This window comes from Acinetobacter sp. YH12098, assembly GCF_013419235.1.
Classification (GTDB): Bacteria; Pseudomonadota; Gammaproteobacteria; order Pseudomonadales; family Moraxellaceae; genus Acinetobacter; species Acinetobacter amyesii.
This window is the reverse complement of record NZ_VPAO01000033.1, coordinates 32,239-50,426: the sequence shown is the minus strand read 5'-3', so window position 1 is coordinate 50,426 and position 18,188 is coordinate 32,239. Positions and strand designations below refer to the sequence as shown.

Sequence of the window (18,188 nt, the reverse complement as noted above, 5' to 3'; positions counted from 1 at the left end):
GTATTTGGATTGTCACTGCTTGCTCCAAAGTTAACATGTTGAGCAGTCCAAAATGACCGCTATATTAACCAAGGGGGTCAGTTTTTAAATGCCATTAGGGGGTCATTTTTACACTGCCGCTAACAATAGATTTGGGTGCAAACTATAAAACGCAAATCAAGAATGTACCCACCAGTTTGAATTTTAGTGTGACTAATGTTTTAGATAAAAACTATTGGGCTTCAGCCTCGGTGAACGACTATACGTATTTGTCACTGAGCGAACCTCGAACATTTAAATTGAGTGCTACATTTGATTTCTAATATTTTTCAATGATTTCTTAATAATTGTTTCTAAGTGAATACCCTTAAATGATTTTCTCTGAATGATGGTTAAGAAATGACTCAAATAAAAATGCCCCAAATCTGGGGCATTTTTTGTTTTAAGCAAAACGCTTTAAATCAATTAAAGTACTGCTTTTAAGCGACGAATCACTTCTTCACATTGGGCAATATCGGCAACAAGGGCTAAACGCACATGATTTTCGCCCGGATTACCTTGTGCTGTATCACGCGATAAATAACGGCCTGGAAGCACTTTAACGTGTGCTTTTTCCATGAGCATTTTGGCAAAGCTTTCATCATTATCCACTTTTAACCAGTAGTAGAACCCTGCATCAGGTTTTTGTAATGGTAGTAGGTGACCCAGTTCGCGTTGGAATAATTCAAATTTTGCACGGTACTGGACGCGGTTTTCTTCGACGTGTGCTTCGTCATCCCAAGCTGCAATTGAAGCTAACTGGTGTTGAACAGGCATCGCAGCGCCATGATAAGTACGATATTGTAAATAAGGTTTTAAAAGCGCAGCATCACCTGCAACAAAGCCAGAACGCATACCCGGTAAGTTAGAACGCTTAGACAGTGAGTGGAATACCACGCAGTTCTTATAATCATCACGGCCTATTTCAGCACAGACTTCAAGCAGACCAACAGGTGCTTCATCAAACCAAAGCTCTGAGTAGCATTCATCAGATGCAATCACAAAATTATATTGGTCAGACAGTGCAATCAGTTTTTTAAACTGTTCTTTAGAAAGTACCGCACCTGTAGGATTACCCGGTGTGCAGACAAACAGTAAAGTGGTTTTTTCCCAAACTTCAGCTGGCACAGCGTCAAAGTCGCCAAGGTAGTTATTTTCTTCTGTACAGTTGATGAAGTAAGGTTCTGCACCCGCAAGTAAAGTTGCGCCTTCATAGATTTGGTAGAACGGATTTGGCATCACGACATAAGGGGCATCTTCACGTTTAATCAAAGCTTGTACAAACGAGAAGATCGCTTCACGCGTACCTGACACAGGCAGTACGTTGGTATCTGCACTGATGCTATTGAGTTTAAAGCGACGGGTTAACCAATTTGCAATACTTGTGCGAAGCTCAGGTAAACCCTTGCTGTTAGGGTAAGTGGATAAATGCTGAAAATTATCAATAATGGCCTGTTTCACAAACTCCGGTGCAGGATGCTTTGGCTCACCAATCGATAGGGGAATCAAAGGCAAATCTGCGGGTTTCACATCCTGAAATAGCTTATTTAGCTTTTCAAATGGATAAGGGTGCAATAATGACAAACTGGAGTTCATGGAATGGATACCGATCAATTTAAGTTAATGATGACTACAAACCTGATTCGAAGCTTCATCGAGTGCTGACTTTAACTGTGCAGCAAACGTTTCTGCTTCTGAATCACTCATAGGTGAGCCATCTTTTTTAGTGACATAGAAAATATCTTCAGCACGTTCACCGAGCGTCGCAATTTTCGCAGAGTGAATATCTAGGCCTTGCATCATAAATAAACCACCGACTTTAGCGAGTAAGCCCGGATGGTCAAGTGTCGCAATTTCAACCATATTTTGTTGAAGCGCTTCATTAAAAGAAATACTCACGGTATTTTCAATATCAAAATGACGCAGTTGACGTGGAATGCGACGTTGCATCAGGCCTGGGTACTTGTCAGATTGGCTCAAGGCTTTTTTAAGCGCTTCAATAACGGTTTGCTCACGCTCTGGATTTGTTAATAAGGTGCCAAAACGGTCAAGTACAACATAGGTGTCCAAACTAAATGCAGTGGATGCAGTGATAATACGGGCATCTTGAACGTCTAAGTTCATTCTGTCCAAAATTGCCACTGTTGTTGCAAACAAGTTAGGCTGATCTTGGGTGTAAATAAAGATCTGTACCGCATCTTGTGCAAATTTACGATGTGCTCGCATCAGTACCAATGGTTCTGCATTATTGCCATGCTTTAATATGGCGCGCGTATGCCATGCGATTTCATCGGCAGATTCTTTTAGGAAATATTCATCACCGAGTTCTTGCCAAACAGTTTCTACATCGTAGAGCGAAAAATCGTTGACTAATAGTTCACTGGCCGCAAATTTAGTGTCTTCGATCAGCATTGGATAATCTACAGGACGACCCAAACCAGAACGAATCACATCACGCGCTTGTGTATACAGTTGGCGCATGAGGGATGCACGCCATGTATTCCAAAGCGTCGGATTAGTTGCATTGATATCAGCAACTGTCAATGTGTAAAGATAGTCGAGATGTTCCATATCGCCCATTTTCTCAGCAAATTCTTTCACTACATCTGGATCGGAAATATCTCTTTTCTGAGAAGTAACGGACATCAATAGATGGTTTTGAATCAACCATGCGACAAGGTTGCATTCACGTTCAGTAAACCCATGGGTACGGCAAAAAGCAATTGCATCCGCTGCACCAAGTTCACTGTGGTCACCACCACGACCTTTGGCGATATCATGGAAAATTGCCGCTAAATAAACAATGTCACGGCGCGCCAGTCGTTGGAATACGGAGCTAACGACAGGGAAGTCCTTAGCAAATTCAGGCTCTTTAAAACGGTTTAAATTACGTAGTAGTAATAGGGTGTGGGCATCGACAGTATAAATATGGAACAAGTCGTATTGCATGAGTCCCATGATTTGCCCAAAGGCAGGAATATAGTTGCCGAGCACACCATAACGTTTCATCGCCACCATGGTGTCGTATAACCGGTAGGGTGAGCGAATGATCGCCATAAATAAGGCTTGATGTGCGGGATTGTTACGGAAGTTTTGATCAATACGTTTTGCCGCAAGAGACAATAGACGTAAAGTTCGGGCACGAATGCCTTCAATTTCCGGACGATTCGCCAAGAGGTAGAAAATTTCTAAAATAGCACTTGGATTTTCAGAGAAAATTTTATGATGCTGCACCGCCAATTTGCCATCAACTAATTTGAAGTTGGCATTGATTTCTTCAATCTTACGTTCATAGTCAGGCAAGCGCGGTGTGATGACCGATTCATTGAAATAAGCCAAGAGCATTTCATTTAACGTCGTCACTTGCTGAGCGCTACGGTAGTAACGTTTCATGAACTGTTCGATTGGATAATTCGGTGATTTGCCTTCTTCACGCTGATAGCCAAATTTAGCGGCAATGTCACGTTGATAATCAAACAGTAAGCGGTTTTCGTCGCGCTTGGTTAAGCGATGTAAATGATGACGGATTTCCCAAAGAAAGCTTTCTGTTTCTTCAAGAACGCCAAGTTCAAACTCTGAAATAAAACCTAGATGTACAAGGTCATAGATGCGATTGACACGGAAATGACGCTTTGCAATCCAACCGATTTGGTTGATGTCGCGGATACCACCGGGCGCATTTTTAATATCGGGTTCTAAGTTGCTTTCGGTATTGTTATGTTGAGCATAGCGTTTGGCTTGCTCTTGCATTTTGGCATCATAGAAGGTTTTATCCGTCCATGTCTGTGACACGATACGGCGTGGCCATTTGGCTAGGTGTTCATTGCCCACAATCAAACGTGCTTCGATCAGCGCTGTTGCCACGGTTAAATCATTGGTGGCTTGAGCAACACAATCGTTAATAGTACGTACACTGATGCCCGGTTTGAAATTACCAACATCCCAAAGTGTTGAAATAAAGCTGGAGATGAGTTTTTCTTGTTCTGGGCTGATTTCATCCTCAGACAAAATCATGATATCGACGTCGGAGTATGGCAGCATTTCACGGCGACCATAGCCACCTACAGCAAACAAACCGAGATCGGTTTGGTCGAGTTCAGCATGTGTCCATAAGAACTTTAAAGCTTCATCGATTAGATTCGATCGCGCCAAAATCACATCACGAATCGACTGTCCATTTTCAAAGCATTTCTGTAGCTGATTTTCAACATCTGAGCGCCATTGGTTAATCGCCTGAATGTCGTGGTTACTTTTAATGTAATTCAGCAGAGGAAGCGTATTGATCATGAACAGTGGTCCGTTAAGGTGTTACAAACTTAGTTTTGTTGAACACTGACTTGTTGTGCAGCATGTTGAGCAAGTTCACGCGCGTGATCTGTGGTTTCAGCGCGTGCTGTTGCTACGCCCATACGGCGACGTTTAAAGCCTTCTGGTTTACCAAAGAGGCGTAAATCGGTGTCTGGATTAGCCAAAGCAAGATTTAAGCCAGTAAATGATAAATTGGTATCATCCACGCCTGCATAGATGACTGCGCTCGCAGCAGTACTGTGTCGAGCAGTATTCACAGGCAGACCAAGAATGGCACGTGCATGCAGTTCGAATTCGCTTTGGAATTGCGATGCAAGAGTGACAAGGCCTGTATCGTGTGGACGAGGTGATACCTCACTAAACCATACTTTATCGCCTTTGACAAACAGTTCCACCCCAAAAATGCCACATCCACCTAATGCAATGGTTACTTTATTGGCAATACGCTTGGCTTCCTCTAATGCAAGAGCAGTCATAAGTTGTGGCTGCCAACTTTCAACATAGTCACCAGCGTCTTGGCGGTGGCCAATTGGGTCGCAAAATGATGTTTCAATTTCACCTGTTTCTGCATTTTTAGCTCGAACAGTCAGCAGGGTGATTTCAAAGTCAAAGTCAATTTGTGATTCCACGATCACGGTGCCTTGATTTACACGTCCACCTGTTTGTGCATATTCCCAAGCAGCATCGACTTCATCAAAGCTTTTTACACGTGACTGTCCTTTACCCGAAGACGACATGACAGGTTTAACAAAGTTTGGATAGCCAATGTCATCGCATGCTGCACGGAACGCTTCAAGGGTATTGGCAAATCGGTAGGCTGAAGTCGGGAGTCCAAGCTCTTCGGCAGCTAGACGGCGAATCCCTTCACGATTCATCGTCAGGTTGACAGCTTTTGCAGAAGGAATGACAGTGGCAATCTTTTGTTCTTCAATCTCGACCAAAACTTGAGTCGCAATGGCTTCAATTTCAGGGACAATCAAATGAGGCTTCACTTGAGAAATTAAGGCTTTAAGTGCCTCGGGATCTGCCATATTTAAAGTATGAGAAAAATGTGCAACTTGCATGGCCGGAGCATGGTCATAACGATCGGCAGCATGAACTTCTACACCCAAACGTTGCAATGAAATCACAACTTCTTTACCGAGTTCACCAGAACCTAACAGTAAGATTTTATACGCTGAAGACTGAAGTGGAGTACCAATAGTGACGCTCATGTAATCATCCATGCTTGATTTTATGGGAATTTAAGCATAGCAGAACTTGTTCGAGAGATAAGCGAGTGTTCACATAAATAAATGATATTGTCCAACAATTTTTTTTATATCTTTATGGGTATGCGTTCGTGTAATTATTTACCTGTGAAAATCTTTAAAAAGTGGTATTTAGTTGTTTTTATTTAAATTCACTTTAAATATACCTGCATTTTTTACAGATGCAGGGAATGGCTCAATATCCAAATTTGCACATTGAAGCGCACAAAGCTGTATAGATGTTTGGCGGAAATTGGGCTAGTACAGCAATCCGAGCAGTGGTGCGACACATATGCATAAAATCAATATTAAGCCAATTAAAATGGCAGTGAAATAGAGTGCGTCTGCAACTACCGATAGAATGTGAAATGATGAATTGAGCCATGAACTGAGGCTAAAAATGCACAATAGAAAAATCAATAAAAAACCCGCCAGCTGCAGAAAATTGTTGAACAGGCGGGGCATTGAGATGTGTGAAAACATCAGGCGACGTTGATGTAAGTGCAGAATCTGCTGTGTGCAGTTATATAAGCCCACAATCGTCTTTTGCTGATTTTTCTCTATATAAATGGCGCGGATCTGATCAGCAGGTTGGCAATGTACAGCACAGAAATTACCACTGAACAGTTGGCTTTGAATGAAGCATTGAAAATATACGCTTTCGATGGGCCTATGCAGTCCCCAACTCAATTTAGATGGTTGTATAGAATGAATATAAATTTTGCCTTGAATAAAATGGTACTTTGCCATCTATTGGTTTTCGCTAGATTTTTTATGTTATGCGTTGACTATCTCATAAATATTGCTAATTAAAAGGCACAGGCTGAAGAAGCTTGTGCTTGAGGGAGATTTGGATTGTCGCTGACTTAGCTTTAGAGGTGAAAAGGTATATAGGTATAGACTAAGCCGTAAGTCAGTGCCGCGGTCAGTGTAGCAGGGACAATTTTTTTAAACTTGAAATACAAGCCTGCAAGCACAGCAAAACCAACCAACATGGCAAAGCTTTTATTTGGTGTCTCAAGCAGAGGTGGTAAGGTTGCAACCACCAACATTGAACTAATTGCGGCAATGCCAATCGAGCCCAAAGCGATTTTGAGCCATAAAGAACCACGCTGCTGTGAACCTTGCTGAAATTTCTGAATTACAAAAAATGGCCCAAACCGTGATGCAAAATTCGCAATCCCGACCAAGATCCCAACCAAGATAATTTCTAGATTCATGATGCTTCACCCATATGTTCAGGATCAGTTTTTTTTAAGACATAATGTTTGAATAAACCGGCAAAAATACCAGAAGAAATACCGATAAAAATCGCAGCAGACAAGTCGATAAAGTAGCAGGCAATCGCAGAAAGAATAATTGTAACCGTGACCACAAATGTATGTTTTTTCTCAAATGCTGCGAGTAAAAAGCTTAAAAACAATGCAGGCAGTAGGAAGTCGAGTGCGGCTTGTAAAAATTGTGGAAGGTTGCTGACTTGATCGGCAAATAAACCGCCTAAAAATGAGCCTGTTGCCCAAGACAGCCAACTAAATAAGCTGAGTCCTAACATCCAAGATTCTGACCATTCTTGACGACGTTGCGACAGTTTGATCATGCCTGATGCGAAAACTTCGTCGGTTAAACCCCAAGCCCAAACTGCCGTTTTCTTTAAATTGAGTCGGTCTTGAATCAGGTTTTGTAAAGCAGGACCGTAGAGCAAATGGCGTATATCGAGAGCAATCACAGTGAGTGCAGTCATCCAAATGGATGTTCCACTTCCAAGTAAAGCAACGACGAGAAACTGACTGGCACCTGCATACATAGAGCATGATAAAAATAAGGCTTCCCAAGCAGTGAAACCAAATTGAGTCGCGGACACCCCAAATGCAAAAGAAACAGGAAGATAGGTAAAGATAATGGCTTGACTATCTTTAGCACCTTGCCAAAAACCCGCAGGCTGAACTGTAGGAAGTTTGTGCTCAGACACGACACACCTTTGAAAGAGTTGAACAACAGGTCAAATGATGATTGAGTATTGTACGCGAATTCACTAGCATATTGCCGAATATGTTTGCTGAAATGAGCCAGATATGCAGAGGTTAAAGATGCGTGGGATACTGATTGTTTCATTATTGAGCAGCACGGTGTTGTTGCAGGCCTGTGGTAATGATGGAGCTGAACAAGCTCAAGTCGAAATTAAAGCAGCACCAAAATTAACCAATGATGCAACGGAGTATGCTGCCAAAGCTTGGGCATTTATCAATGAAGTTGATCCGATTGTTTATGCAAAGCAAGTCGATCAGATGGAAGAGAAAGTCCGTGTTCCAGCGCGTAAATTGAGTACCGAATGGCGTATCAATGTCAAAATGACCGATTCTGTGACTGAAGGTAAATATGCACTGTGTCGTAAGGCTTTAACAAGTCTGGAAATTTGGGCACGTGAAAGTATTGATCAGAGTTCGACTGTTGCACAGAAGCAAGCTGATTATGAGCGTGATAAAAATCAATGCAAAGGTGCGATTGAAAACCCTGAACTCGGAAATACCGATCCGAAAAAAGTAGGCGTTTAACCCGATCAAAGCAGTGAAGATTCACTGCTTTTTTTTTGGAAAATATCAAAAAACAAGAATAAATCTATAAGAGAGGATTGGGAAATCCTCCTCAAAGTATCGCTATTTCATATAAAAATTAAATCAGACTGCTGTCTTGGTATTGAGCTAAATTCCAAATTGTATGGTTGTTTTTTGAAGTCAAATAGATAAAAAGCATTGATTATTAAGTACATAATTATTTTTTATAAAGATTCAGTGATAAAAAATACTCCATTTTAGAACGCCAGTCGTCTGTCCTTCCCTTTAATTAATATTTTTAAAATATTAATAATACGAAGTATAGATAATGTGATAAAAAATTAAAATTATCAGTATTTGATAAAATATGTAAAAATAACTGCGTAAAAGATGAAGTATGTAAATTAAATTAAAGACGTTGAATAGGTGATTAAGATGAAAAAAACATTAATGATGTTATCGGTTTTGGCTGTTTTGACTACAGCAGTCAATGTACAAGCAGCGACTGAAGACAAATCAGAAGCATCAACTCAAGAAGTTGCAGCATGTACAAATGGTTTTGACAGTGTAAATGTTTGCCAATTATTGTCTTGATCAAAATTCGATAAAGCGAAGTGCCACAAATAAAAGCAAAATAATTATAAAGAATCATTCTGGTGCAATTAAATGCACTTATTTAAATCACAAATGTCAGACATCATGCACAGGAAGTGCATGAGCAATCTGATGTAACTGCGCTAGATCTAAAATTTCAATTTGTTTAAACGCTACACGAAGCACCTGCATTTTTTCCAACTGCTGAAGCTCCTGATTGACTGATTGTCTTGAGCAATTCATCAGTTGCGCGAGTTGTTCCTGTGAGATGTGTATGGTGTGTTGCTCAATTTCCAAATGATTTCCATATCCATTTAAAATAAACAGCAGACGCTGTGCGAGACGTTGACTTAAACTTTGCGTTTGTAAGGCTATGAGTTCCATAAAGGCATAGCGAAGTTTTTGACTGGTGAGCTGGGCAATATGAAACCAAAACTCAGGGTGTCGTTGTAATAATTGCTGAATTGCTTGAGCCGGTAAGTGTAATAAGGTGGATTTTTTGATACAGATGGCATCGTGAGAGCGTGGTAATTGGTCAACCAAGGATATTTCGCCAAACCACATAATTGGCTCAGCAATGGCGGCAATCGCTTCTTTGCCATGAATATCAATATAGCCTAAGCGAACTGCGCCATCTAAGACTGCATACATACCATTAAAACGCTGTCCTGATAAAAAAACACGTGCGTCTTTTTCGAAAGTTAAGGTCAGGGCATGGCGGCAGATAAAGTCTTGGAAGGAAATATTTAAGCCTGAATACCACACATTTTTATTGAGTTGATGCACATATTGGGCGTCCAGCACAGCATATCCTTATTTTATGGTCCAACTTGTCTATTAGATGACAACTTTATTGATGCATTTTTTATATAGTGAAATGAGTGAATGAACAAGGAGTAAGTTAATGAGCAAACTTGAAAGACTGTTAAGCCAATATGCAGCATATCATTTAGATCGAAAAAATGTGCTGACGCATTTTGTGGGTATTCCGCTTATTGTATTTTCGATTATGTGTCTAACAGCACGAGCAGGGCTAATGATTTCAGGTTTTGAACTGACCCTTGCATTGTTGTTGATTATTGCCAGTGTCATTTATTACCTGAGTTTAGATAAAATTTTCGGTTTGATTATGCTTTTGGTATTTGCCGTCACGTATCCCTTAGCCTTAATGATCGCAAAAATGAGCCTTATGTCATGGCTGATTTGGAGTGTGGGGATCTTTGTTGTGGGTTGGATCATCCAATTTATCGGTCATTATTATGAAAAGAAAAAGCCTGCGTTTATGGATGATGTTATTGGCTTGGCAATAGGACCTTTATTTGTTCTAGCTGAGTTTGTGTTTCTACTCGGCTTTCGTAAAGAGCTTGAACAACGCATGTTGACAGAAGCAAGAAGACAGCGCGCAGAGATGGATGCAAAAGCATTACATATTGCTCACCCATAAATGAGTTGAATAAAAAAGCCGGATAATTCCGGCTTTTTTTGTGCTATGTGTTAATTCTCAACTGTTTAGGATTTCACAGCAGCTTTATGTTGTTCCGCTGCGACCTTTTGTGCAGCGATTTTTGCTTTTGCGTCAGTATTTGCAGCTTTGGCAGCATGGGCTGAAGTTTTAGCTTCTGATTTTGCTTGTGTTGCAAGATGCTGTGCTTGAGCTGCATCATGTATTGCTAATTTTTGATTATGTTTCACTTTACTCTGAGCCAATTGGCTGGCTTGTTTTGTATTGTGTCGAGCGACTTTTGCATCATGCTGCGCAACTTGTGCTGCATGTGTAGCAGTACGGTCCTGATGTTTTGCATCTTTAGCAATGGAAACACAAGTACCACCTTTATGGTTTGCACCTGTACCACCTGTAAGTGTGGTGCCTTGTGGACATGCAAACGCAGTTACACTAAGCATTGTAAAGATACCTGCTGTTAGAATTTTGCTGATTTTTTTCATTGCTATTGTTCTATGAAAATAGGCATTAGTGCCTATGAGTAAATTTATAGCAGAACGGTAGAGATTTAAGTCGTTGCACTGTGGTGACTCGGCAACCAAATCATGTATTCGTGTCGATATAATTTTGTTTTTAAGTAGGTTTTAAGTTTTTAAATATGCTTATTTTTTAGCTTGAGCTTTTGCCTGAAATTAAAAAAGCCAGCAAATTGCTGGCTTCTTATGAGTACTGTCTTATACGTTAAAACGGAAGTGTAAAACATCGCCATCTTGAACGATGTATGTTTTACCTTCTAAACGCCATTTACCTGCTTCTTTAGCGCCGGCTTCACCGTTGTATTGAACGAAGTCGTTGTAGGCAACACATTCAGCACGAATAAAGCCTTTTTCGAAGTCAGTGTGAATCACACCTGCAGCTTGAGGTGCAGTTGCACCAATTTTTACTGTCCAAGCACGAACTTCTTGTACACCAGCTGTGAAGTATGTTTGAAGGCCGAGTAAGCCATAACCTGCACGAATAACTACGTTTAGACCAGGTTCTTCCATGCCTAAAGCTTCAAGGAATTCCGCACGGTCTTCGTCTTCAAGTAATGAAATTTCTGCTTCGATTTGGTTGCAAAGTGGAACCACAATCGCATTTTCTTCAGCAGCTAATTTTTGTACTGCTTCTAAGTGAGGGTTATTTTCGAAGCCATCTTCTGCAACGTTGGCAATATACATGGTTGGTTTAAGGGTTAAGAAGCCATAACCACGCACCAATTTACGTTCATCTTCATCAAGGTCAGCTGCACGCGCAGGTTTACCTTCATCCAGTAAAGGTAAGATTTTGTCTAAAACAGCTTTGGTCGCAATCGCTTCTTTATCGCCACCTTTTGCAGATTTTGCTAGACGTGTAATTGCTTTAGAAACAGCTTCTAAGTCAGCAAGTGCAAGTTCAGTGTTGATTGTTGCGATATCGTCAAGTGGATTAATTTTGCCATTTACGTGAATGACATTCTCGTCTTCAAAACAACGTACAACATGTGCAATAGCATCCGTTTCACGAATGTTAGCTAAGAATTGGTTACCAAGGCCTTCACCTTTAGATGCACCAGCAACGAGACCTGCGATATCCACAAATTCCATCGTGGTTGGGACAACACGTTGTGGGTTTACAATTTCAGCAAGTTTATCCATACGTGGGTCAGGTACAGGTACGATCCCAGTATTTGGCTCAATTGTACAGAATGGGAAGTTTTCAGCAGCAATCGCAGCTTTGGTTAATGCGTTGAAAAGCGTTGATTTACCAACGTTCGGCAGGCCGACAATACCACAGTTAAAACCCATGAAATAACTCACAAAGTATTATAAAAAAATTGTGGATGATTTTACATGAAAGCCATAATAAAGTCAGGTGATATGGGCAGGAGAATGTATATCTTATTGAATCGCGCTGAGATCGAGATAAATTCACGTCTGAATAAAGCTTAAGTTGCACTACGGATGCAGAATAGGTGCAAAAATGACATTGTGTTTCAATAACACAGTGACTAAAGTATCCCTATAAAATTACTGGGTTTTATAAACCACAGTTACAACAAAAACTTGGAGCATTTATGCGAACTCTCTACCAGTTTCCACTCTCACATTTTTGTGAAAAGGCGCGCTGGTTACTCGATCATAAAGAGTTGGATTATGTGGCTCATAATTTAATGCCGGGTGTACATCGTGCATTTGCACAGCTTAAAACAGGGCAAAACAAATTACCGATTTTACGTGATCAAGATCATTGGGTTGCAGATTCAACTCAAATCGCCTTTTACTTGGATGCGACCTACCCCGAACATAGTCTGATCCGTCCAGATGTCAAACTGCGTGAAGACGCTTTAGAAATTAATGAACTCTCCATTGAGTTAGGCCAACATGTGCGCCGTTGGGGGTTGGCACATGTATTAAATGAAAGTGAAGAATCACTTGATATTTTAATTGGTGAAAAGGGCTATTTACGTCAGTTTGAAAAATATTCCAAGCCCATTATAAAGGCACTGGTTTCTAAAGGTTATCAATTAGATACGGATAAGGTTGCGGCTTCACGTGAGCGATTGGACGAAATTGTGGTTGATTTAAATCAACGTCTGATCGAACAAGGTGGGCGTTATTTTGTAGGCGACCGATTAGGTTTGGCTGATATTGCAGTGTGTTCAATGTTAGCCCCGATATTAGAGATTGTTGGAACGCCGTGGGAAAAAGAGCATGGTGGAACTTTGTCAGAAGAATTTAAAGCTTACAAAGCCTATTTGAGCGATTTGCCTTTAGGTCAATATGTGCAACGTATATACCAAACAGAACGGAATGCACGGGTAGATTGGCGTGGTGTATAACCCCTTTATATGAAAACTTTGTGTCATGCTGCTTTAAAAAAGCACGCCTAATGGCGCACTTTTTTTTATTAGACTTTCAATCCTTAAATATAGCTTTGTTGTTGAATATCCATAATATTCAACACTGGACTGATACTATCGGCTTGTAAAGTATTCAGCGGCATAACAGGGTAGAAGATATTTCCTAGCGCATCTTTAATACTTGGGATGATGGTGGAGATATCAAAATCACCTTGAGCAGAACCTAAATTTTCCAATAGGTCATTAATATTCGGTAATTGGCCTGTGAGGTTTTCAGTCAATTGGTTGAACTGATCCGTAATAGAACCCAGATCAATTTTTTCTGGAGCAAGATTGCTGAGTAAATCGCCAATATTTGGAATGGTCAGTTGATCGAGGAACTGAGTCGCTTCACCATTACTGTCCATCAGAGCAATGACTGGTTTCAACGAGTCAATCACTTGATTTAAATCAGTTGAAAGCGTCAGTAAGGATGGATTGTTGACCACATCCAAAATGGTGCTCACGCTATTTAATACATCATAAATCGCTTTGACGGTTTGAGCCTGATCCGTATCGATGACATCGCTTTTTGCCAGTAAATCTAATAGCGGATTAAGTCCTTTGATCACCCCTGAAATGGTCTCAGGGATATTGCCTTGGTTGGCTGATGAAATGGCGGTCACTAGATTGGTCACACTTCCAATCACTGTCGGTAAAGCATGACTCAACTGTTCCATATCAATAGTTGAGTTGTCTTTATTGATTGAAGCTAATAAAGGTAGGAGGGTAGTCGTTGCACCTTGTGCAATTTGCCCAAAGTCGATGTTTCCAGAAGACGAGCTCCCAATCATCTGAATAATGGGTTGCGCATATTCTAAAACTTGGCTGAGTGTATTGATAATTTGCGTTGAATCCGTTGACCCAGTTGCGCTTCCAAGCATAGCAAGCAATGGTTTGATGGCATTTACAGCACTGCTAATATTGTCAGGAAGATTGGCTTGATTATTGGTGCTACTCAGTAAACTTTGCAAGCTGTTGACAATGGTAGGTAAGGATTGAACCAACTGATTCATCTCTGTTGAGCCAGCTTTGCTACCTAAGTTTTGTAGGAGTGGTTGCAGAGTTGTCATCAATGTCTTGAGTGCATCCGAATTTGAACCGTTATTGGATGTTAGACTTTGAATCGTGCTAATCACTTGGGGCAGCGTTTTAGTCAGTGCGCTAAAATCAAAAGACTTTGTGCCACCTAAATTACCCAATAATCCTGTCAGCGTATCCGTGATATTGGTTGTAGGTTTAAGCGGGCTAAGTAGGTTACTGACCGTGCTGCTAATTGTACTCAGCTGTAGGGAAGGACTTAGTACAGAACTTAATTTTGAGCTGAGTGAACTCAGTGATTTAATTGCCATGTTTATTCTTCCGTTTTTATTTTTTTGTATATTTATGAACCGCCGCTATTTTTTAATGTAATTACCAAACCAAGTAAATAAGTGAAAAAAAAGAAATGTGACATAGAGCGCACATTGAAAAATAAAGTAAAAATAAAAAATTGAAAAATATAAATAAAATATCTTTCCCTTTTATCTGAAATTGATTTATTCAGATTAATGGAATGCATTTTTGAAGCTTTATTGGTAGGTTGTCTAAAGGCGTTATTTAGAATATAAAAACTAAACTTTGATGAAAAAACATTCATTTAAACACGATATATATGCAAATTATTATGTTCATAATGCATATGAGCTTTATTATTTTTAATAAATCATGCTATACATGAGAAAACTTGCACATAAATGCTGATTTTAAAACTTAAAATAACATTGAAAATGACAACAGGTGTTTGATGAATCTGGATCATCAGCACTGTTTTCAAAAATGGCTGGAGTAGACTGATGGAACTAGACCGTTTTGATAAACAAATTTTAGAAATTTTGACCCATGAAGATGTCAATTTAAATGAACTGTCAGAGCGGGTGAATTTATCGGTCAGCTCCGTACATCGTCGGATTAAACAATTGATTGATCACAATATTATCAGTGGTCTGAAACGTGAAATTAATTATCAAAAATTGGGATTTAGTTTGCATGTGCTGCTGCAGGTGTCCTTAAGCAAACATGATACAGATACTTTTGCTAAATTTTTAGAAGCATTAGAAAGTATTCCAGAAGTCATTAATGCATTTTTGGTGACAGGGCAGTCTGCCGATTTTATTGTGGAAGTCGTTGCACGGGATATGGAAAACTATAGTGAAATTTTACTCAAGCGCATTGGTAAAATTGAACATGTGGTCGCATTACATTCGAGCTTTGTAATTAAACAATATAATGTCTTTAACTGTAATGGTTTGTTAAATAAGGTTTAAATGTAGCTCTCAAAGATAGACTCAAACAGTTGAAAGTTTGGTATTAAAAAACGCACCGAAGGGTGCGTTTTATACATCACTCGATTGAATTATAGAGCTTCTAACTCAGCCATCACTTCATCGGTGAATTCAACGTTGGTATATACGTTTTGAACGTCGTCAAGATCTTCAAACATATCAATCATTTTGATGATTTTTTTCGCTTGTTCGATATCTGAAATTAACGCTTTAGTTGAAGGGTTCATGACTACTTCGGCGTTATCAGATTTTAAACCTGCTGCTGCAAGTGCATCCTGAACCTCACCGAAAGTTTCAGGTGTTGTGATAACTAGAATTTCTTCTTCGTCCACTTCGATGTCTTCAGCACCCGCTTCTAAAGCGACGTCCATGATTTGATCTTCTAAAGAAACATCTTCAAAAGTAATCTCACCACGTTTGGTAAACATATAAGCTACTGAACCTGCAGTACCTAAATTACCATCAGTTTTCGAGAAGCAATGACGAACGTCAGGAACAGTACGGTTCAAGTTATCCGTCATTGTTTCAATGATGACCGCAACACCACCAACGCCATATCCTTCGTAGGTTACTTCTTTTAGATCGGTATTTTCTTCACCGCCCACACCACGTTGGATCGCACGGTTAATGGTGTCACGTGTCATGTTTGCAACTAATGCTTTTTCAACAACAGCACGTAAACGTGGGTTAGACGCTACATCACCGCCGCCTAAACGTGCAGCTGTCACGATTTCACGGATAAATTTTGTGAATACTTTAGCGCGGCTCGCATCTTGTTTTGCTTTACGATGCTTAGTATTAGCCCACTTGGAATGACCCGCCATGCGAAATATGCTCCTTGTAGATTGGCCTTATGCCTATCAAATTGAGCAAATTCTACCATAATGGCTTTTTTGTGTGAAAGTACTGGATTTCATGAATTGAGTAGTTGAAAAAAAAATATCCAAATTTGAGAAATTAATGCGAAATGTCTAAACGCTGGTACTGTAATTTTTCTTATGCTGAGAATCGGACTAAAGGGCAGTTCGATCTTGTTATAAAAAGAAGATGTAAATGTACAATGCATGGAGCATGATACATTTACATCTTTAAATACGTATATCTTAAAAAAGTGAATGGCGCTTAGTCTTTATTTTTAGGTTCTGGGATCACAATGTCTAAACCTACTTTATCTTTATAGAGTTGTTTAATTAAAGCTAAATCGTGATCGAGGTCAGTCGGGTAAATCTTACCGAAAATACCGCCTTGTTTGGTTTTTGAGTTGGCATACATTAATACAATCGGCACACCTGCTGCTTTAGCGATATACCAAAAGCCTGTACGAATCGGTTTTCGTGCTTCACCACGTTCTGCACGGGTCGCTTCTGGAGCAATGACTAAATTAAATTTTTCATTGGCTTCAAAATGCTCAACCATTTGAGTCACGATGTCTTTATTGGCTTTACGGTCTACAGGAATACCGCCAATCGCTTCAAGTACAGGTTTAAATGGACCTTTAAAGAGTTCTTTTTTAATCAGCGTGTGAATTTTAATGTCGTAAATTTGGCAAAGGGCCAGTGAAAGAACAGCATCCATCATTGAGGTGTGTTCAAAGCCGACGATCACTTGTTTATTTTCTAAAACATCAGGTTCTACGTGGTATTTCCAGCCTGCCAATTTAAATGCAGATTCGCCAATAAACTTTTTCAACATAGTCGGTGATACGGTGATTTTAAAAAGGTGTAATTTCTGCTTGTTTGGATCATGAGTCAAGAGGATTTAAGTGAGCTTTGATCTGAATTGTGCAGATATTTCAAATCGGAATAAGAAGGGCGGATTGAAGAATTATACTTTTTAGCAATAAATCGGTTAAATTTTATATAGCAAAGCTATCATCATAGATAAAAATACTCTTAAAAATTTGCTAAATATGGCTAGGCACCGTCAGAAATTCTTATTAGACTTTTGTCGTAGGTTAAAATTTTTAACCTGTTGGTCTTAACTCGTTTTCTAACGGAGAACTCAAGCATGATTTATTTAACTGCTGTGTTATTCGCTGTTGCTATGTTTGCTTTGATTGTTATTTGGTCAATTGTTGAGTTTTATTTGGACTTAAGAAAGCCTGAACAGGTTGAGTCTTAATATTTGTGCTTTTAAAGTGTGAAATATATAGTATTTCTAAATGTCATGAATCAAAAAACATTTGCTTATAATGAATAAAATAATACCTTTTAAGTATAACAAATCGTGACTTTATTTAAGGGTATCTAGAACTTAAGCTTTTAAATTTTTCTTGAATGTATTTTTTTATAACCTACTTCTCGTATTAAGCAATCGTGGCTTACTCAAGCTGGCTTGAAGTTTTGTACGTATCTATATGTTATCTGCCATATCTTTTAAAGGCTTAGACTGACTTTATTTAGTTTTTAACATTAAAAAACCCCTCACGATTAATGCACGTAAGGGGTTGTTTTATATGGTGGGCCCACACAGACTTGAACTGTGGACCAACGGATTATGAGTCCGCTGCTCTAACCAACTGAGCTATAGGCCCTATATTCTGAATGTGTTATTTATCAACAAGTTCAGACGCAAAGCATACTAGCGAAGATTTTTTTAAAAGACAAGCCTTTTTCTTCACGGCTGCACACTAACACAACAAATTGGCTGTAGTTGCAGCAGTTGAGCTTGGATTCGACCAAAATGCACAAAGTGTCGAATCCTATCGTGATGTAAATCACGACAAAAGTTATCAAACAGTCAAAATAACCTTATAATAATGCCCATTCTTGTCAGTACCGT

Annotated in this window: 16 protein-coding genes and 1 tRNA gene; 5 read left to right on the top strand and 12 right to left on the bottom strand. The window is 39.6% G+C overall.

Annotation, left to right across the window (positions count from 1 at the left end):
* Positions 1 to 444: 444 nt before the first annotated feature.
* From dapC to FTU38_RS11670, 5 genes are all read right to left on the bottom strand, one after another.
* Entirely contained in the window at positions 445 to 1,614 is a 1,170-nt protein-coding gene (gene dapC, locus FTU38_RS11690) for a succinyldiaminopimelate transaminase (RefSeq protein ID WP_180022559.1), read from the bottom strand.
* 24 nt (positions 1,615 to 1,638) lie between these two features.
* Positions 1,639 to 4,305 (bottom strand): [protein-PII] uridylyltransferase, encoded by a 2,667-nt coding sequence (gene glnD, locus FTU38_RS11685; protein ID WP_180111271.1) that lies wholly within the window; start codon positions 4,303 to 4,305, stop codon positions 1,639 to 1,641.
* A gap of 29 nt (positions 4,306 to 4,334) precedes the next feature.
* Positions 4,335 to 5,540: a formate-dependent phosphoribosylglycinamide formyltransferase gene (gene purT, locus FTU38_RS11680; protein ID WP_180111269.1), complete on the bottom strand. Its 1,206-nt coding sequence runs from the start codon at positions 5,538 to 5,540 to the stop codon at positions 4,335 to 4,337.
* A gap of 908 nt (positions 5,541 to 6,448) precedes the next feature.
* Positions 6,449 to 6,796, bottom strand: coding sequence for an L-valine transporter subunit YgaH (gene ygaH, locus FTU38_RS11675; protein ID WP_078189050.1), 348 nt, complete (start codon positions 6,794 to 6,796; stop codon positions 6,449 to 6,451).
* The gene (locus tag FTU38_RS11670; protein WP_180111266.1) at positions 6,793 to 7,545 is read right to left on the bottom strand and encodes an AzlC family ABC transporter permease; all 753 of its coding nucleotides are present in this window, start codon (positions 7,543 to 7,545) and stop codon (positions 6,793 to 6,795) included. Before FTU38_RS11670 ends, ygaH begins: the two co-directional genes overlap by 4 nt.
* Before the next feature lie 103 nt (positions 7,546 to 7,648).
* On the opposite strand from FTU38_RS11670, the gene FTU38_RS11665 reads away from it, so the two are divergent.
* Complete coding sequence (locus tag FTU38_RS11665; RefSeq protein ID WP_078189048.1) at positions 7,649 to 8,128, top strand: hypothetical protein; 480 nt, start codon at positions 7,649 to 7,651, stop codon at positions 8,126 to 8,128.
* A 435-nt stretch (positions 8,129 to 8,563) separates the two neighbouring features.
* Positions 8,564 to 8,722 carry a hypothetical protein gene (locus FTU38_RS11660; protein ID WP_180133541.1) on the top strand — a complete coding sequence of 53 codons (159 nt, stop codon included), beginning with the start codon at positions 8,564 to 8,566 and terminating at the stop codon, positions 8,720 to 8,722.
* 96 nt (positions 8,723 to 8,818) lie between these two features.
* Here FTU38_RS11660 and FTU38_RS11655 read toward each other — a convergent pair whose 3' ends face one another.
* Positions 8,819 to 9,526, bottom strand: a complete 708-nt coding sequence (locus tag FTU38_RS11655) for a Crp/Fnr family transcriptional regulator (protein ID WP_180111264.1) — start codon at positions 9,524 to 9,526, stop codon at positions 8,819 to 8,821.
* Positions 9,527 to 9,626: 100 nt separating this feature from the next.
* On the opposite strand from FTU38_RS11655, the gene FTU38_RS11650 reads away from it, so the two are divergent.
* The gene (locus tag FTU38_RS11650) at positions 9,627 to 10,166 is read left to right on the top strand and encodes a DUF962 domain-containing protein (protein ID WP_180022557.1); all 540 of its coding nucleotides are present in this window, start codon (positions 9,627 to 9,629) and stop codon (positions 10,164 to 10,166) included.
* Between the two features lie 65 nt (positions 10,167 to 10,231).
* On the opposite strand, the gene FTU38_RS11645 is transcribed toward FTU38_RS11650, so the two are convergent.
* Together FTU38_RS11645 and ychF are read right to left on the bottom strand one after the other, a co-directional pair.
* Positions 10,232 to 10,624, bottom strand: a complete 393-nt coding sequence (locus FTU38_RS11645) for a hypothetical protein (RefSeq protein ID WP_218954720.1) — start codon at positions 10,622 to 10,624, stop codon at positions 10,232 to 10,234.
* Between the two features lie 273 nt (positions 10,625 to 10,897).
* A complete protein-coding gene (gene ychF / locus FTU38_RS11640) occupies positions 10,898 to 11,989 on the bottom strand; it encodes a redox-regulated ATPase YchF (RefSeq protein ID WP_180111263.1) in 1,092 nt (363 codons plus the stop codon).
* Between the two features lie 269 nt (positions 11,990 to 12,258).
* On the opposite strand from ychF, the gene FTU38_RS11635 reads away from it, so the two are divergent.
* Complete coding sequence (locus tag FTU38_RS11635) at positions 12,259 to 13,023, top strand: glutathione S-transferase family protein (protein ID WP_180111261.1); 765 nt, start codon at positions 12,259 to 12,261, stop codon at positions 13,021 to 13,023.
* Between the two features lie 83 nt (positions 13,024 to 13,106).
* Here the strand turns inward: FTU38_RS11635 and FTU38_RS11630 are convergent, their stop codons facing one another.
* Entirely contained in the window at positions 13,107 to 14,435 is a 1,329-nt protein-coding gene (locus tag FTU38_RS11630) for a hypothetical protein (RefSeq protein WP_180111259.1), read from the bottom strand.
* A gap of 483 nt (positions 14,436 to 14,918) precedes the next feature.
* Between FTU38_RS11630 and FTU38_RS11625 the strand changes: the two genes are divergently transcribed.
* Complete coding sequence (locus tag FTU38_RS11625) at positions 14,919 to 15,389, top strand: Lrp/AsnC family transcriptional regulator (RefSeq protein WP_111885999.1); 471 nt, start codon at positions 14,919 to 14,921, stop codon at positions 15,387 to 15,389.
* Positions 15,390 to 15,478: 89 nt separating this feature from the next.
* Here the strand turns inward: FTU38_RS11625 and FTU38_RS11620 are convergent, their stop codons facing one another.
* The 3 genes from FTU38_RS11620 to FTU38_RS11610 form a co-directional block, all read right to left on the bottom strand.
* Positions 15,479 to 16,231 carry a YebC/PmpR family DNA-binding transcriptional regulator gene (locus tag FTU38_RS11620; RefSeq protein ID WP_111886000.1) on the bottom strand — a complete coding sequence of 251 codons (753 nt, stop codon included), beginning with the start codon at positions 16,229 to 16,231 and terminating at the stop codon, positions 15,479 to 15,481.
* 298 nt (positions 16,232 to 16,529) lie between these two features.
* Positions 16,530 to 17,099 carry a 1-acyl-sn-glycerol-3-phosphate acyltransferase gene (locus FTU38_RS11615; protein ID WP_078189041.1) on the bottom strand — a complete coding sequence of 190 codons (570 nt, stop codon included), beginning with the start codon at positions 17,097 to 17,099 and terminating at the stop codon, positions 16,530 to 16,532.
* A gap of 764 nt (positions 17,100 to 17,863) precedes the next feature.
* Positions 17,864 to 17,940, bottom strand: a tRNA-Ile gene (locus FTU38_RS11610).
* Between the last annotated feature and the right edge of the window lie 248 nt (positions 17,941 to 18,188).

What these genes read in the sequence shown, in the direction of transcription:
- FTU38_RS11635 (WP_180111261.1), top strand. Translation starts at nt 12,259, where the DNA reads ATGCGAACTCTCTACCAGTTTCCACTCTCACATTTTTGTGAAAAGGCG.
- FTU38_RS11650 (WP_180022557.1), top strand. Translation starts at nt 9,627, where the DNA reads ATGAGCAAACTTGAAAGACTGTTAAGCCAATATGCAGCATATCATTTA.
- FTU38_RS11665 (WP_078189048.1), top strand. Translation starts at nt 7,649, where the DNA reads ATGCAGAGGTTAAAGATGCGTGGGATACTGATTGTTTCATTATTGAGC.
- ychF (WP_180111263.1), bottom strand. Translation starts at nt 11,989, where the DNA reads ATGGGTTTTAACTGTGGTATTGTCGGCCTGCCGAACGTTGGTAAATCA.
- FTU38_RS11620 (WP_111886000.1), bottom strand. Translation starts at nt 16,231, where the DNA reads ATGGCGGGTCATTCCAAGTGGGCTAATACTAAGCATCGTAAAGCAAAA.
- dapC (WP_180022559.1), bottom strand. Translation starts at nt 1,614, where the DNA reads ATGAACTCCAGTTTGTCATTATTGCACCCTTATCCATTTGAAAAGCTA.
- FTU38_RS11660 (WP_180133541.1), top strand. Translation starts at nt 8,564, where the DNA reads ATGAAAAAAACATTAATGATGTTATCGGTTTTGGCTGTTTTGACTACA.
- purT (WP_180111269.1), bottom strand. Translation starts at nt 5,540, where the DNA reads ATGAGCGTCACTATTGGTACTCCACTTCAGTCTTCAGCGTATAAAATC.
- ygaH (WP_078189050.1), bottom strand. Translation starts at nt 6,796, where the DNA reads ATGAATCTAGAAATTATCTTGGTTGGGATCTTGGTCGGGATTGCGAAT.
- glnD (WP_180111271.1), bottom strand. Translation starts at nt 4,305, where the DNA reads ATGATCAATACGCTTCCTCTGCTGAATTACATTAAAAGTAACCACGAC.
- FTU38_RS11615 (WP_078189041.1), bottom strand. Translation starts at nt 17,099, where the DNA reads ATGTTGAAAAAGTTTATTGGCGAATCTGCATTTAAATTGGCAGGCTGG.
- FTU38_RS11630 (WP_180111259.1), bottom strand. Translation starts at nt 14,435, where the DNA reads ATGGCAATTAAATCACTGAGTTCACTCAGCTCAAAATTAAGTTCTGTA.
- FTU38_RS11645 (WP_218954720.1), bottom strand. Translation starts at nt 10,624, where the DNA reads ATGCTTAGTGTAACTGCGTTTGCATGTCCACAAGGCACCACACTTACA.
- FTU38_RS11625 (WP_111885999.1), top strand. Translation starts at nt 14,919, where the DNA reads ATGGAACTAGACCGTTTTGATAAACAAATTTTAGAAATTTTGACCCAT.